This is a genomic window from Acinetobacter sp. AR_0276, from assembly GCF_003000705.1.
Taxonomy (GTDB): Bacteria; Pseudomonadota; Gammaproteobacteria; order Pseudomonadales; family Moraxellaceae; genus Acinetobacter; species Acinetobacter nosocomialis.
Genome location: NZ_PSQO01000004.1, coordinates 1,834,820 through 1,849,244 on the forward strand (window position 1 = coordinate 1,834,820; position 14,425 = coordinate 1,849,244).

The following is a 14,425-nucleotide window of genomic DNA, read 5'->3' on the forward strand; positions in this document are numbered from 1 at the left end:
GTAATTGTTTATTTTTATTATGACTTTTAAGATATACACTTCTTATTTACATACTTATCAACAAACCTTGATGTGGAATGAGTTTGGATTTGGTATATTTGAATTTAAATTCATATTTTTTAGTTATCCACAATTGGGAGTGACCCTATTAAATAAATTCAAATTTTAAAATTTAAATTTATTCTTATTAGTGTGGACTTTTTCTGTGGATTTGATGGTTTTAAATTTAAAAAACATATATTTGAACTGTTGATAACTCTGTTTTTATTATCTTTATGGATTGTGGATAAGTTTATGTGATAATTTATCCACAGGATGTGCAAAAAGTTATACACAATTGGTTTTGAATTTAAATTTATTCACAAGAGATTTCTTTTTAGTCAAAATCAACCGAATTCGTCATGACAGATGTGGATAACTTGGGTAGAATGGCGACCCCTTCTCATCAGGAAGGGTTAATCTTTAAATGATTTGAATTTAAAACGCAGACATAGGGGATACACATGCTTTGGACAGACTGCTTAACTCGCTTGCGACAAGAGCTCTCTGATAACGTCTTTGCGATGTGGATTCGCCCTTTAGTAGCTGAAGAAGTAGAGGGTATCCTACGTCTATATGCCCCTAATCCTTATTGGACACGTTATATTCAAGAGAATCATTTAGAGTTAATATCTATATTGGCGGAACAATTGTCTGAGGGACGTGTACGTCAGGTTGAAATCTTGGTCGATTCGCGTCCTGGTAGTATTTTGTCTTCTAATGAACAACCAGCAACAACTACAGCTGCTTTACAAAGTGCACCAGTTTCACAACCTACTAAGGTTAAAAGAGAACCAGAACCTGTTGCTAACCCTGCAGTTAGTTCGAAAACTTCAAAAAAGAAACTATTAAACCCACAATTTACTTTTTCGTTATTTGTTGAAGGCCGTTCTAACCAAATGGCAGCGGAAACTTGTAGAAAAGTATTAACACAATTAGGTGCTTCTCAACATAACCCTTTGTTTTTATATGGTCCAACGGGTCTTGGTAAAACTCACTTAATGCAAGCGGTTGGTAATGCTTTACTGCAAGCTAAGCCGAATGCGAGAGTCATGTATATGACTTCGGAAAGTTTTGTACAAGATTTTGTGAGTTCATTACAAAAAGGAAAGGTTGAAGAGTTTAAGAAAAATTGTCGTTCTTTAGATTTGTTATTAGTGGATGATATTCACCTTTTGGCTGGTAAAGAAGCTAGTCTTGTTGAATTCTTTTATACATTTAACGCCTTACTTGATGAATCTAAACAAATTATTTTAACGTCTGATCGATATCCTAAAGAATTAACAGAACTTGATCCACGATTGGTTTCTCGTTTTTCATGGGGACTATCAGTAGGTGTTGAGCCACCAGATATTGAAACCCGAATCGAAATTCTACTTAAAAAAGCTGAGAATAGTGGCGTTGATTTGCCTAGAAACTGCGCATTATTTATTGCACAACAAGTGGTAGCAAACGTACGTGAACTTGAAGGTGCTCTTAATAAAGTTGTCGCAATTTCACGTTTTAAAGGTGCTCCAATCGACCTTGATGTTGTGCGAGAGTCTTTAAAAGATGTATTGGCAATCCGTGCTCGTACAATCAGTGTGGAAAATATCCAACGTGTAGTGAGTGAATATTTCCGTATTCCTCTAAAAGAACTGGTAGGTCCAAAACGGACACGAATTTATGCTCGACCACGCCAATTGGCAATGGGGCTTGCCCGTGAGTTGACTGGTGATAGTTTTCCGGAAATTGGAATGGCTTTTGGTGGGCGAGACCATAGTACCGTGATGCATGCTTGTGAAAAAGTGGTCAGTTTGCGGGAAGAAGATCCTATCTTTGACGAAGATTATAAGAATTTACTACGTCTTCTTCAGAGTTAATGAAATCATAAGACGTTGTTGCAAAGTCTCCATAAGTGCAGCATAGTACACAGCTAAAAAATGAAATGTTTGCTCCAAGTTGCTAGAGGAATGAATCGTGCGTTTGAAAATCGCTAAAGAAAGTTTACTCAATGTTTTATCGCATGTTGTCGGTGCGGTAGAACGTCGTCATACCTTGAATATTCTTTCAAACGTCAAAATTCAGACTAATGGTCAAGCACTCACCATTACTGGTTCGGATTTAGAAGTTGAACTGGTGGCGAGCACTGCTTTATCAGAAGGGGCGTGTCTTGAAGCAGGTGAAACGACTGTTCCTGCTCGTAAGTTAATGGACATTTGTAAATCTTTGCCTACCGCTGCATTGATTGATTTACAAATTACTGAAGATCAAAGATGTATTTTAAAGTCTGGTAATAGCCGTTTTGTATTAGGTACTTTACCAGCAGAAGATTACCCGTTGTTAAATACTGAGAATAGCCAAGGTACGCAAGTACAGGTGACTCAACGTGAACTAAAGCGTTTATTTGAAAAAACTGCTTTTGCAATGGCTGTACAAGATGTACGTTTTTATTTAACTGGTACTTTGTTAGAAATTGATGAAAATCAATTGCGTGCAGTCACAACTGATGGCCACCGTCTTGCCCTATGTGAAATTTTGGCCTCTTCTAGTTCGTCTCAATTAGTACAAGCAATTGTGCCTCGTAAAGCTGTTGGTGAACTACAACGCTTACTTAGTATTGAAGATGAGCAACTCACTTTGCTTATTGGTCGTGAATTATTAAATGTAACGATTAATACGCCAAGCCGTGATAAAGAACAAGGTGATATTACAGTTCGTTTTACGACAAAATTGATTGATGGGAAATTCCCAGACTACCGCCGTGTGATTCCACGTGGTGGTGATAAACATGTTTTGATTGGTCATGACGTATTTAAACAATCATTACAACGTGTCGCAATTTTAAGTAATGAGAAATTACGTGGTGTGTTCTTAAACTTTAATCAGGATTCTTTACAGCTTCGTGCAAATAACCCTGAACAAGATGAAGCGATTGAGGATTTAGCAATCCAATATCAAAATACGCCATTAGAAATGTCATTTAATGCTCAATATTTACTTGATGTGTTGGGTGTATTAGATGGCGATGATGTAAATATGAGCATGACTGAAGCGAACCAATCAGTATTAGTACAAGATCCTGCTCATCCTGACCAGACTTATGTTGTTATGCCGATGCGTGTCTAAACTGGTTTAATTCTATGCATCTTACGCGCTTAAACATAGAACGCGTGCGTAATTTAAAAACGGTTGCACTCCATGGTTTGCAACCGTTTAATGTTTTTTATGGCGCTAACGGTTCGGGTAAAACATCAATTTTGGAAGCGATCCATTTACTTGCAACAGGTCGCTCATTCCGCACACATATCCCAAAAAACTATATTCAATATGAGGCTGACGACGCGATTGTGTTTGCTCAGTCAGCAACTGAAAAAATTGGTATGCAGAAACTCGCTTCTGGCGAGCAGTTGATGAAAGTAAATGGAGATACAGTTGCAACCCAAGGTCAACTCGCCAAATTACTCCCTTTACAGCATATTGATCCACAAAGTACAGATATTATTGACCATGGTGCTAAGCCAAGACGTCAGCTTTTAGATTGGCTAATGTTCCACGTGGAACCTGAGTTTTATTTTGCTTGGCAGTATTACTCTCGAGCTTTAAAACAGCGAAATACCTTACTCAAAACAAGACGCAATCTTTCTTTGGCTGACTTAGAGCCGTGGAACAAAATGTTGAGTGATTATGGTGAAATTTTACACTCACAGCGTTTAAGTATCGTAGAACAATGGAATGTATATTTCCAAAATGATTTAAGACAGTTACTGCCTGATTTAGAGATTGAGCTGGAATATAGCCCCGGTTTTCATACAGAGCAGGGGCTCATGCAAGACTTGCTGAATCAGCATCAAAAAGACATTGAAAGACGTTATACAGAGTATGGTCCACATCGGGCAGATTTGCGCTTAAAAACACCTTTTGGACACGCCGATGATGTTTTATCAAGAGGTCAGAAAAAACTCCTGATTATTGCCTTAAAACTGTCACAAATTGCAATGTTGCATGCGAGTAATAAGGAAACTGTGGTATTATTAGATGATCTGACAGCAGAATTAGACTTAACCGCACAACAACGTTTAATTGAACGATTAAGCCAACTTGGTAGCCAGGTTTTTATGACAACTTTAGATCATGCATCGGTAAAAAAACATTTACGTGATCTGTCTATTTCATATCAATTATTCAGTGTTGAATCCGGTCAAGTTAGTCTTGCTTCACCATAATTTTTTGATGTTAACCATCTTTGAATAAACCTATATTTGCTAGGGAGAAACCATGAGTTCAGAGTCTCAATCAGCCTCTCAAACAGAACAAACCAATGAAAAGGCTTATGATTCCTCTAGTATTAAAGTATTACGTGGATTAGATGCAGTTCGTAAACGTCCGGGCATGTATATTGGGGATACAGACGACGGTACCGGTTTACACCATATGGTATTCGAGGTTGTCGATAACGCAATCGATGAAGCCTTAGCGGGTCACTGTGACGAAATTATTGTCACGATTCACGAAGATGAATCGGTGAGTGTTTCAGATAATGGCCGTGGTATTCCAACTGATATTCACCCTGAAGAAGGTGTATCTGCAGCAGAAGTTATTCTTACCATTCTGCATGCAGGCGGTAAGTTTGATGATAACAGCTATAAAGTTTCAGGTGGTTTGCACGGTGTAGGTGTATCAGTCGTAAACGCACTGTCTAGTAAATTACATTTAATTATTAATCGTGCTGGCCAAATTCATGAACAAGAATACCATCATGGTGATCCGCAATATCCATTACGTGTGATTGGTGAAACGGATAACACAGGTACGATTGTACGCTTCTGGCCAAGTGCAGAAACTTTTAGTCAAACCATTTTTAACGTTGAAATTTTAGCGCGCCGCTTACGTGAACTTTCTTTCTTAAATGCTGGTGTACGTATCGTTTTACGTGATGAGCGTATTAATCTTGAACATGTTTATGACTATGAAGGTGGTTTATCTGAGTTTGTTAAATACATTAACGAAGGTAAAAATCATCTGAACGAAATTTTCCATTTCACGGCTGATGCAGATAACGGCATTGCTGTAGAAGTTGCATTGCAGTGGAATGATAGTTATCAAGAAAATGTTCGTTGTTTCACAAACAACATTCCACAAAAAGATGGTGGTACACACTTAGCAGGTTTCCGTGCGGCATTAACGCGTGGCTTAAACCAATACCTTGAAAATGAAAACATTCTCAAGAAAGAAAAAGTGAATGTGACTGGTGATGATGCGCGTGAAGGTTTAACTGCTATTATTTCGGTTAAAGTTCCTGATCCAAAATTCTCTTCTCAAACGAAAGAAAAATTGGTATCGAGTGAGGTAAAACCAGCAGTAGAGCAGGCAATGAACAAAGAGTTCTCTGCTTACTTACTAGAAAACCCGCAAGCTGCAAAATCAATTGCTGGTAAGATTATTGACGCTGCTCGTGCACGTGATGCTGCGCGTAAAGCGCGTGAAATGACACGTCGTAAGAGTGCATTAGATATCGCAGGCTTGCCAGGTAAATTGGCTGACTGTCAGGAAAAAGATCCGGCACTTTCTGAATTATATCTTGTCGAGGGTGACTCTGCGGGTGGTAGTGCTAAGCAAGGTCGTAACCGTAAAATGCAAGCTATTTTACCTTTGAAAGGTAAAATCTTGAACGTTGAACGTGCCCGCTTTGACAAAATGATTTCGAGTCAGGAAGTCGGTACATTAATTACAGCACTTGGCTGTGGTATTGGCCGTGAAGAATATAACCCTGACAAGCTTCGTTATCATAAAATTATTATTATGACCGATGCCGACGTCGATGGTTCGCACATCCGTACATTGTTATTAACGTTCTTCTTCCGTCAAATGCCGGAGTTAGTTGAACGTGGTCATATCTATATTGCACAGCCACCTTTGTATAAACTGAAAAAAGGTAAGCAAGAGCAATATATTAAAGATAATGATGCTTTGGAAACTTATTTAATTTCAAATGCAATTGATGAGCTTGCTTTGCATATTAGTGCAGAAGCACCTGCAATTACAGGCGAAGCATTAGCAAAAGTGATCCAAGACTATCAAGTTTCACAAAAGAGCTTACAACGTTTAACGTTGCGTTATCCAGCAAGCTTACTTGATGCATTACTTGAAGTAGATGCCTTTAAAGCTGATCAGAACCATGACCAGGCTTATGTACAGCAATGGGCAGATCAAGTACGCGAAGCTGTACAAAGACTACAGCCAAGTTTGCGCCCTGAAATTACGCTTGAAACCTTCGAACGTGAAAATGCTCAAGGCGAGAAAACAGCACATTATTGGCCACGTGTGACTGTATATGTCCATAACTTGCCACATGCTTACTTACTTGATGCTGGCCTATTAAACTCAGCAGAATATGCGCGTTTATTGAAGAACTCTAAGAGTTGGTTCAATTTAATTGAAGATGGTGCATATTTACAGAAGGGTGATCGTCGTATTCAAGTGGTTAACTTCCATCAGGTATGGCAGCACATTCTGCAAGATTCGCGTCGCGGTATGATGATCCAGCGCTATAAAGGTCTGGGTGAGATGAATGCTGAACAGCTTTGGGAAACCACAATGGACCCTGAAAACCGTAATATGTTACAGGTGACTATTGATGATGCAATCGAAGCCGATCGTATGTTCTCATGCTTAATGGGTGATGACGTTGAACCACGTCGTGCCTTCATTGAAGAAAATGCATTAAATGCAGATATTGATGCTTAATTGATAGCTAGATTCTAAATCAGTCTAAGGAGAGAAGATGATGAGTCAAAAGTTTATAGCAAGTATGTTGATTTCATGTGCAGCTTTAGTGAGTCATTCTGCATTTGCAGCTGACTTGGAAGCTGACATGAAAACTTTAGCAAAGAGCACAAAAGCCTTTGCTGAAGCGAAAGATCTCAATAACGCAAAACAGCAGCTTGTGATTATGCGTCAGGCTGCATTATCTTCAAAAAAATCTTTACCTCATAAGTTAGAAGGTTTACCGCCGGAAAATGTACAGGTAAAGCAATATCAAGCGGGTTTAGATCAGTTGGTTGCTGAAATTGATCGCGTTACTGTATTGGTTGATAAAGGTCAATTAGACCAAGCCAAAACTGAAGCAATAAATCTGGTTAATATTCGTAATGAAAACCATAAAAAATTTAGATAGATTCATTTTGATCTAAATAAAATAAAGGGAATGATTGATTCATTCCCTTTATTTTTTTGGTTTATTTGAGTGGATTAACTTGAAAAAGATTAATTTTCTACTAAGTCTGTAACTTGAATGAGTGCGTGGCCAAACAAATATCCAGCAGTTAACAAAAGGCAGATCCACAAAATAGCTCCAGCGACATTATAGATTAAAAACTTTCCATAACTCATATTGCTAGAGCCAGCAGCTAATGGTGCAAAAGAGCGTGCAAAAGGAATAAAGCGTGCCAGAAGAATGGTTTTGCCACCGTGTTGTAAGAAATAACGGTTGGTTTTATTTAAATACTCTTTCTTAATAAAACGTGATTTTGCTTCAAAAATACGGTTACCAAAATGACGCCCAATAGAGTAGTTCACAATATAGCCTAGGGTGGCAGCTATGGTAAGCAAAGTAATCATATAACCCAGATGCATCATTTCAATTACTGAGCAAAGTGCCCCTACAGTTAGAAGTAAACTATCTCCTGGTAAAAAGAACATAAAAACAAAAGCTGTCTCAGAAAAAATGATCAAAAAGAGTATGGCATAGACCCATGCGCCATACTCCTGAATTAAAATAGGTAAAAAATGTTCAAAATTAGTAATAAAATCAATAAAATTCATTCAGTTTGTCTGATCCCGAATTAAATACCTACTCAAGAAGGGTAAAAACGAAGTTACAGAATTTAGTTAAATTATCTGTATATGGCAACCCTTAAGATGTAGCTTAAGTTTTATATGTTATCAAATTTGAATCTATCTCAAAAATTTAACAGCTGAATGAAATATTATTAGAAGTCATTCAAATTTTTATATAGTAGTGCAAATAAAGCTCTAATTTGAACTAAAAGCCAGTACTGGTACTTAAAAATACCAGTACTGGTAAGAACTTAGTTTTCGAAAGAAGCTTCCATTTCCTCAAGTTCCATCATGAGTTCTAAAAGTTGCTCTTCATGTTGTTCAAGCTTCGCCTTCAACTCAGTCTGTTCATTCATCAGCTTAAGCAAATCATCTTTACGATTCGCTTCATATAATGAGCTATCTGCTAAAGCTTCTTCAATTTCAGCAAGTCGCGGTTGAAGTTTTTCAATTTGTGACTCAACTTTTTCAATATTTTTACGAATAGGACGAGTCTGTTCGCGACGGCGTGCGGCTTCCTTACGCTGTGCTTCTTTATCAACTTTAGTTGGAGCAGGGGCAGCAGCAGATGAGTTATTTGCTGCTATAGCAGTCTGAGCATTGATCTGCTGCTGACGCGCTTCACGTAGCCATTTAGCATAATCCTGCAAATCACCTTCAAATTCGGTACATTTGCCGCCGTGTACTAAAAGAAGCTCATCACACACACTGGCAATAAGTTGACGTTCGTGGGAAACCAGAACAACAGCACCTTCAAAATCTTGTAAAGCCATGCTCAGTGCATGACGCATATCAAGATCTAAATGGTTTGTTGGCTCATCGAGAATTAAAACATTTGGACGCTGCCATACAATCAGTGCTAGGGCCAAACGAGCGCGCTCACCGCCAGAAAAGCTTTCACATGGTGTATCCATGCGTTCACCACTAAACCCGAAACTCCCCAGAAATGAACGTAAAGTGGCTTCACTAATTTGTTTATCTGCCAAACGGGCAAGTTGAAGCATCGGGCTGGCATGGCCGTCTAAAGCATCCATTTGGTGCTGTGCAAAGTAACCAATATTAAGTAACTCTGAAGCTTTACGTTCACCTGCTAGAAGTGGTAAATCACCGACCAAGCTCTTAATCAAAGTTGATTTACCTGCGCCGTTCATACCAAGTAAACCAATACGCGAATTTGGTGTAATTTGTAATCTGATTTTTTCAGCAATTAGCTTTTCACCATAACCTATGCTGGCATTATCTAACGTCAGCAACGGTGAACTCATTTTGGTCGGTTCACGAAAACTAAAAGTAAACGGTGTATCTACATGAGCAGGTGCGAGTTGCTGCATACGCTCAAGTTGTTTTATACGACTTTGTGCCTGACGAGCTTTAGTTGCTTTTGCTTTGAAACGGTCAATAAATTTTTGTAGGTGAGCACGTGTTTCTTGTTGCTTTTCAAAAGCTTGCTGTTGTTGTGCTAAACGTTCACTTCGAGTTGTTTCAAATGTGGAGTAATTACCGGTGTAAAGCGTGAGTTCCTGATTCTCAATATGGAGAATATGGTCTGTAATTGCATCTAAAAAGTCGCGGTCATGCGAAATGAGGATGAGGGTACCTTCATAGGCTTTAAGCCAGTCTTCTAACCACAAAATTGCATCTAAATCTAAGTGGTTTGTTGGTTCATCTAGTAACAGTAGATCAGAACGACTCATTAATGTACGCGCCAAGTTTAAGCGCATACGCCATCCACCAGAAAAGCTAGCAACGTTTAAACGTAATTGATGTTCTAAAAAACCTAAGCCAGCCATAAGCTGGGCAGCTTTAGATGGTGCTGAATAACCGTGAATTTCATCAAAGCGGCCATGTAGTTTAGCCAAGTCTGAATCTGTGAGTTGATCTGGATGAGCAAGCTTATTTTGAATATCCCAATATTCTTCATCACCAGAAAGAACAAAATCGATGGCAGGCATGTCTAGAGCTTTAACTTCTTGTGCCATATGCGCCACTGTCCAGACCGAAGGGCGAGTAAGAGTACCTTCATCTGCGCCTAAACTGCCTAGTAATGCTGCAAATAATGTTGATTTACCTGCACCATTGACCCCAGTCAGACCAATCTTCCAACCTGGGTGTAATTGCATAGACGCTTTTTGAAAGAGAACACGTCCACCGCGGCGTAAAGAAACTTGGTCAAATTGAATCATCTTGTCTTATCGAGGTGAGTTAGGGATGCTGTATTTTAAAGAGAACTGAACCTGAAAACAAAACTTTCAGAGTTTTAGTTTCTAAATGTTGAGATTGCATGGCTTAACCTATCTTTATTAAAGCTATTCGTCTGAAAATATCTAAATTTTTAACGAGATAGACCACATTCTAAAAAATATGGCTAAAATAAAAACAATTTAAAACTTGGTTGATAAATGAACTCCTAATAAAACTAGACTAAGGAAAGTCAAATGAAAAAAGGATTGGGGATAATTGGTGCAGTATTTTGCTGTGCTATGGGAACAGCACATGCTGGGCAAAATGTATGTGTATTCGATTTATTGGGAAAATCAGGTGAATCCTACAAAATGATGGAAGAGTGGGCACTGGCAGCGAAAAGTTGGCAGGCCGACATTACTTTAATTCCATTTCAAGACGAAGCTTTGGTAGATCGTAGACTGCGTGAGGGCAAATGTGACGCAGCTTATATGACCTCAATGCGAGCGCGAAATTACAATAAATTTGCAGGTTCGATTGATGCTATTGGTGGGGTGACAAGTAATGCAATTGCTCAAAAGGCAATTAGTTACGTTTTAGACCAACGTAATAAACATCGTATGGTAACTGCACAAAATGGAACAAACTACGAGGTGGTGGGGATTGTCCAGATTGGTTTGGCTTATTTGTTTGTAAGAGATAAAAGCCTCAACTCAATTGAAAAAGTACGCGGTACTAAATTTGCTATTTTACAATATGACGCAGCCCAAAAAATTATGGTGGAAAGTGTAGGTGCGCATCCTATCCCATCAGAAATTACAGATTTTGTGAAAAAATTTAATAATGGCCAAGTCGATGCCATTGCCGCTCCTGCTTATGCGTATAAACCATTAGAAATAGGCAAAGGTATTGGAACAAATGGGGCAATGTTTACTTTTCCCGTAGTCAACGTTACAGGGGACTTAATTGCAAGAAGTGATAGGTTTCCAGCCAATTTTGGAATGAAGTCTCGTGACTGGTTCATTAAGCAATTACCGCAAAATTTTGCGATGGTGAAACGGTTGGAAGCTGGAGTACCCTCTAAAATTAAAATCAATTTTTCAGTTGAAGATAAACTGAAATATCAAAAAATATTACGAGAAGGTCGCCTTGGCCTTACAAAGCAAGGAGTATATGACGCAACCATGATGAGTGTACTAAAACGTGCACGATGTACCATTGAACGAACAAATTTTGAATGTACGCTCAATGGTGAGTAGTTTGTTTTTTAATCACAAAATCGCTACACATATTTCAAAGCTGAATATGGGTATGAAAATTGTGAATATAAAAAGTAACTTACGGAAAATTAGTAGTTTTTAATTTTGATAAATAATTTAAATAGCACAAACAATGATCCAATGAGATAAAAATATTTGAGTAAAAGCTCTATTTTTTTCTAAAAAACATGATTAATATCTGTGTTTGAAAGGAAACTTCAAACAAAAAATCTGTTCCGTGGAAGGATGAAGAAAATGAAAAAAATCGTACTTGCTATGGCTGCCGCTTCTGTTGTTGGTTTTTCTGCTTCAGCGCAAGCAGCGAGTACCGTGTGTGTATTCGACCTCTTAGGAAAAGCAGGCGACTCATATAAAATGATGGAAGAATGGGCTCTAGCTGCAAAAGGCTGGGGTACTGAAATTAACTTGGTTCCTCGTCAGGACGAGGCTGTTGCAGATAATGATTTCAAAGCTGGTAAATGTGATGCTGTAGCAATGACTGCTATGCGTGCACGCCAATATAACAAATTCGCAGGATCAATCGACTCGCTTGGTGGTGTTCCTAATAACCAAATCGCGCAACGTGCTATTACTTATGTATTAGATGCACGTAATGCTGCCAAAATGACAACTAACCTTGGTGGTAAAAAATACGAAGTTGCTGGTATCTCTCCGCTAGGTTCAGCATTCATTTTCGTACGTGACAAAAACATCAACTCTGTTGAAAAAGCTGCGGGTAAAAAATTCGCCGTGTTAGGCTATGACGATGCACAAAAAATTATGGTGCAGCGTGTAGGTGCTCAGGCGGTTCTTTCTGATATTTCAAACTTTGCTGCTAAATTTAACAATGGTCAGGTAGATATGGTAGGTGCGCCTGCTTATGCATACAAACCATTAGAATTAAACAAAGGTTTGGGTGCAAATGGTGTAATGTGGAACTTCCCCGTATTACATGTAACTGCTGACCTAGTATTACGTGCTGATAAATTCCCTGCTGGCTTTGGCCAAAAGTCTCGTGACTGGTTCGTGAAACAATTACCTAAAAACTTTGCAATGATTAACCGTTTAGAAGCGCAAATTCCAGGTAAATATAAAATGAACCTAAGTGCTGAAGACAAACTTAAGTATCAAAAAATGTTACGTGATGGCCGTATGGACTTAACTAAACGTGGTATTTACGATGCTGGTATGATGTCTGTATTGAAAAAAGCACGTTGTTCTGTAGACAAAGCTAACTTTGAATGTTCAATGCCTGGTGAATAATTCATATTGATCTTAAAAGCCTAGACTTAGTTCTAGGCTTTTTTGCTTTATATAGGCTGTCAATTCAGCCATTGTGGTGAATTGAAAAGTCGCTAATCTAATTTGAAGATAAAACTTCATCTGGATATATGAAGGTATAAAAACTGAACAAGGATGTGAGTGATCAAAGAAGTACTATCGATATTTAAATATCTATTTTTCTTTAATTGAGCTCATATAAACAGAATTGCTCGTAAAAATATCTTAAACGCAAATTTTAGATGAAGCATATCTCATGAGAATCATGCCGACCAGCGTGAAATTTCTTGATGCTAAAAACAAAAAATCTACAAGGAAAGGAAAAGAATATGCGATTTTCCAAAACGCTTTTACTTGCGATGGGACTCACAACAATTTCATTTGCAGCCGAAGCCAAACAAACTATTTGTGTTTTTGACTTCGTTGGTAAAAATGGTGACGTCTATGCACTCATGAAAGATTATCAGCTTGCAGCGAAAAACTGGGGAGCTGATATCGAACTCAAAGTAAATCAAAACGAAGCAGTGATTGCTGAAGATTTTAAAGCTGGTAAGTGTGATGGCATTAGCGTATCGGGTATGCGTGGGCGTCAATTCAACTCATTTACAGGTTCATTAGATGCTATTGGTGCGATTCCCGATCTCAAACTTGCTGTTAAAGTCATGCAAGGTTTGGCGAGTCCAACCTTTAGTAAATATATGGTGAATGGGCGCTATGAAGTCGTTGGTGTTATTCCGGTAGGGGACGCTTACCTTTTAGTAAACGACCGTAGTATTAATACAGTGGCGAAAGCTGCGGGTAAAAAAATTGCTGTACTAGATTACGATGAAGCGCAAAAAATTATGGTTCAGCAGGTAGGGGCACAGGCTGTGAGTGCTGATGTGACTAACTTTGGAGCTAAATTTAATAATCATCAGGTTGATATTATTGGTGCCCCAGCAGCAGCTTTTAAACCTTTAGAACTACAAAAAGGCTTAGGTACGAAAGGAGCAATCGTTAACTATCCAATCTTACAGGTGACTGGAAATATTATTATCCGTCCAGATAAATTCCCAACTGGATTTGGTCAAAAATCTAGAGAGTGGGTGGCAGGCCAGTTACCACGTGCCTTTACTATCTTAGGTAAAATGAAAGCGGATATTCCGCAAAAATACTGGATGGATGTACCTGCTGCGGATAAACCAGGCTATCAAAAGCTTATGCGTGAATCACGAATTAACCTTACAAAGCGCGGCGTTTATGATAAACGGATGATGAAACTATTATGGCAATTCCGTTGTAAGCAAGACGCGAAAAACTTTGAATGTGGCTTACAAGATGAGAATTACAAATAATCTTGATAAAAATACTCAAGATTCGCTTTAAACTTCGAAGACAGACCCTATATTGATTATGCTATACTCAATATAGGGTCTTTTTTATTTTGAAAGGCACAGCAAAATCCGAGGAACAATCATCATGAATGCCCAAGCTCTAGTTTTGACAGATAATGCTGCCAATAAGGTACGCCAACTCCGTGATAGTGAAGGGAATGACGATCTCATGTTACGTGTATATGTAACCGGAGGCGGGTGTTCAGGGTTTTCATACGGCTTCAATTTCGCCGAAAGCGTAAATGAAGATGATGCTGAATTTGTAAATGGCGATGTAAAGATGCTGGTTGACTCGCTCAGCTATCAATATTTAGTTGGCTCAGTGGTTGATTATGTTGAAGGCCTTGAAGGTTCACGCTTTATTGTGCAAAACCCGAATGCGACAACAACCTGTGGTTGTGGTTCTTCGTTCTCGATTTAAAAAGAATTTTAAATAAAAAGACCTCTCATTATAGAGAGGTTTTTTTATTTATA

General features: G+C 38.5%; 11 protein-coding genes. 9 read left to right on the plus strand and 2 right to left on the minus strand.

What is annotated here, in order from left to right:
- Positions 1–503: 503 nt before the first annotated feature.
- The 5 genes from dnaA (at position 504) to cybC (ending at position 7,195) form a co-directional block, all read left to right on the plus strand.
- Positions 504–1,901, plus strand: coding sequence for a chromosomal replication initiator protein DnaA (dnaA, locus tag CSB87_RS09610; RefSeq protein ID WP_002051932.1), 1,398 nt, complete (start codon positions 504–506; stop codon positions 1,899–1,901).
- Positions 1,902–1,998: 97 nt separating this feature from the next.
- Complete coding sequence (gene dnaN, locus CSB87_RS09615) at positions 1,999–3,147, plus strand: DNA polymerase III subunit beta (RefSeq protein ID WP_002051938.1); 1,149 nt, start codon at positions 1,999–2,001, stop codon at positions 3,145–3,147.
- A gap of 14 nt (positions 3,148–3,161) precedes the next feature.
- Positions 3,162–4,244, plus strand: a complete 1,083-nt coding sequence (gene recF, locus CSB87_RS09620; RefSeq protein WP_004882603.1) for a DNA replication/repair protein RecF — start codon at positions 3,162–3,164, stop codon at positions 4,242–4,244.
- A 52-nt stretch (positions 4,245–4,296) separates the two neighbouring features.
- A complete protein-coding gene (gyrB, locus tag CSB87_RS09625; RefSeq protein ID WP_004882604.1) occupies positions 4,297–6,765 on the plus strand; it encodes a DNA topoisomerase (ATP-hydrolyzing) subunit B in 2,469 nt (822 codons plus the stop codon).
- A gap of 37 nt (positions 6,766–6,802) precedes the next feature.
- Positions 6,803–7,195 carry a cytochrome b562 gene (gene cybC / locus CSB87_RS09630; protein ID WP_004711273.1) on the plus strand — a complete coding sequence of 131 codons (393 nt, stop codon included), beginning with the start codon at positions 6,803–6,805 and terminating at the stop codon, positions 7,193–7,195.
- A gap of 89 nt (positions 7,196–7,284) precedes the next feature.
- Here cybC and CSB87_RS09635 read toward each other — a convergent pair whose 3' ends face one another.
- Together CSB87_RS09635 and CSB87_RS09640 are read right to left on the minus strand one after the other, a co-directional pair.
- Positions 7,285–7,842 carry a VTT domain-containing protein gene (locus CSB87_RS09635; RefSeq protein ID WP_004711274.1) on the minus strand — a complete coding sequence of 186 codons (558 nt, stop codon included), beginning with the start codon at positions 7,840–7,842 and terminating at the stop codon, positions 7,285–7,287.
- A gap of 266 nt (positions 7,843–8,108) precedes the next feature.
- Positions 8,109–10,040 carry an ATP-binding cassette domain-containing protein gene (locus tag CSB87_RS09640; protein WP_004882605.1) on the minus strand — a complete coding sequence of 644 codons (1,932 nt, stop codon included), beginning with the start codon at positions 10,038–10,040 and terminating at the stop codon, positions 8,109–8,111.
- Between the two features lie 252 nt (positions 10,041–10,292).
- Between CSB87_RS09640 and CSB87_RS09645 the strand changes: the two genes are divergently transcribed.
- From CSB87_RS09645 to erpA, 4 genes are all read left to right on the plus strand, one after another.
- Positions 10,293–11,297, plus strand: coding sequence for a putative solute-binding protein (locus CSB87_RS09645; protein WP_004882608.1), 1,005 nt, complete (start codon positions 10,293–10,295; stop codon positions 11,295–11,297).
- 255 nt (positions 11,298–11,552) lie between these two features.
- Entirely contained in the window at positions 11,553–12,560 is a 1,008-nt protein-coding gene (locus CSB87_RS09650; RefSeq protein ID WP_002051905.1) for a putative solute-binding protein, read from the plus strand.
- 347 nt (positions 12,561–12,907) lie between these two features.
- Positions 12,908–13,912 (plus strand): putative solute-binding protein, encoded by a 1,005-nt coding sequence (locus CSB87_RS09655; RefSeq protein ID WP_004882610.1) that lies wholly within the window; start codon positions 12,908–12,910, stop codon positions 13,910–13,912.
- A gap of 124 nt (positions 13,913–14,036) precedes the next feature.
- On the plus strand, positions 14,037–14,372 hold the full coding sequence (erpA, locus tag CSB87_RS09660) for an iron-sulfur cluster insertion protein ErpA (protein ID WP_000993572.1): 336 nt from the start codon (positions 14,037–14,039) through the stop codon (positions 14,370–14,372).
- The last annotated feature ends 53 nt before the right edge of the window (positions 14,373–14,425 follow it).

Coding starts and splice junctions, on each gene's coding strand:
- dnaA (WP_002051932.1), top strand. CDS start 504: ATGCTTTGGACAGACTGCTTAACTCGCTTGCGACAAGAGCTCTCTGAT.
- recF (WP_004882603.1), top strand. CDS start 3,162: ATGCATCTTACGCGCTTAAACATAGAACGCGTGCGTAATTTAAAAACG.
- gyrB (WP_004882604.1), top strand. CDS start 4,297: ATGAGTTCAGAGTCTCAATCAGCCTCTCAAACAGAACAAACCAATGAA.
- cybC (WP_004711273.1), top strand. CDS start 6,803: ATGATGAGTCAAAAGTTTATAGCAAGTATGTTGATTTCATGTGCAGCT.
- CSB87_RS09635 (WP_004711274.1), bottom strand. CDS start 7,842: ATGAATTTTATTGATTTTATTACTAATTTTGAACATTTTTTACCTATT.
- CSB87_RS09640 (WP_004882605.1), bottom strand. CDS start 10,040: ATGATTCAATTTGACCAAGTTTCTTTACGCCGCGGTGGACGTGTTCTC.
- CSB87_RS09645 (WP_004882608.1), top strand. CDS start 10,293: ATGAAAAAAGGATTGGGGATAATTGGTGCAGTATTTTGCTGTGCTATG.
- CSB87_RS09650 (WP_002051905.1), top strand. CDS start 11,553: ATGAAAAAAATCGTACTTGCTATGGCTGCCGCTTCTGTTGTTGGTTTT.
- CSB87_RS09655 (WP_004882610.1), top strand. CDS start 12,908: ATGCGATTTTCCAAAACGCTTTTACTTGCGATGGGACTCACAACAATT.
- erpA (WP_000993572.1), top strand. CDS start 14,037: ATGAATGCCCAAGCTCTAGTTTTGACAGATAATGCTGCCAATAAGGTA.